Origin of the sequence: Inquilinus sp. CA228 (genome assembly GCF_052078665.1) — a bacterium.
Lineage (GTDB): Bacteria > Pseudomonadota > Alphaproteobacteria > DSM-16000 > Inquilinaceae > Inquilinus.
The window spans coordinates 1-698 of record NZ_JBQJIK010000199.1 but is presented as its reverse complement, the minus strand read 5'-3'; the positions used below and the strand labels follow the sequence as shown (position 1 = coordinate 698).

Annotated in this window: 1 protein-coding gene; it reads left to right on the top strand. The window is 61.6% G+C overall.

The features are described from left to right. The coding region (locus tag ACTOWL_RS37990; RefSeq protein ID WP_441326486.1) for a contractile injection system protein, VgrG/Pvc8 family at window positions 1-698 on the top strand (698 nt) is incomplete at both ends.

The window sequence follows — 698 nt, the reverse complement described above, 5'->3', positions numbered from 1 at the left end:
CCACAGGCGCTCGGCTTCTCCAGCGACGACTTCGCCATCAACCTGATGAATGGCGACAAATACCCGGCACGCAGCTACTGGGTCCAGTACAACGAGTTCGATCTCGATTTCCTGCACCGGCTGATCGAGCATTGGGGGATCTTCTACTATTTCGAGCAGGGATCGGAGAAGGAGAAGGTCGTCTTCACCGACAACCACCGGCTCCTGCCACGCCAGAGCCCGGAAGAGCGCCTGCCCTTCATGCCGATGGCGGATACGGTCCTGGGGCGGATGGCCAGCGTCCAGAGCATCCACAGGGACCTTCGTCCCGTTCCCAAATCGGTGCAGCTCAAGGATTACAACTATCAACGGCCCGAGCTGGCGCTCGAAGTATCCAGGGACGTCGATCACGGCGATTTCGGCCGCTATTTCGAGTACGCCGCCAATTTTCAGAACAGGCAGGAGGGCGAGATCTTCGCCCATTCCCGCTCGGACGAATGGGAGGCGCAGCGCGAGGTGTTCGAGATGCAGAGCGACTGCATCTTCATGAGCGCCGGCTGGCAGTTCAGCCTCCATGACCATTTCCGCTCGACCTGGAACCACGAATACCTGCCGACGGCGGTCCGCCACGCCGGCACGCAGTATGTCGCCGGCGCCTTCTGGGAGGGCGGCGAGCCGGGTGAAATCGGCTACCGCAACCACATCTCGGCGATCCGCCA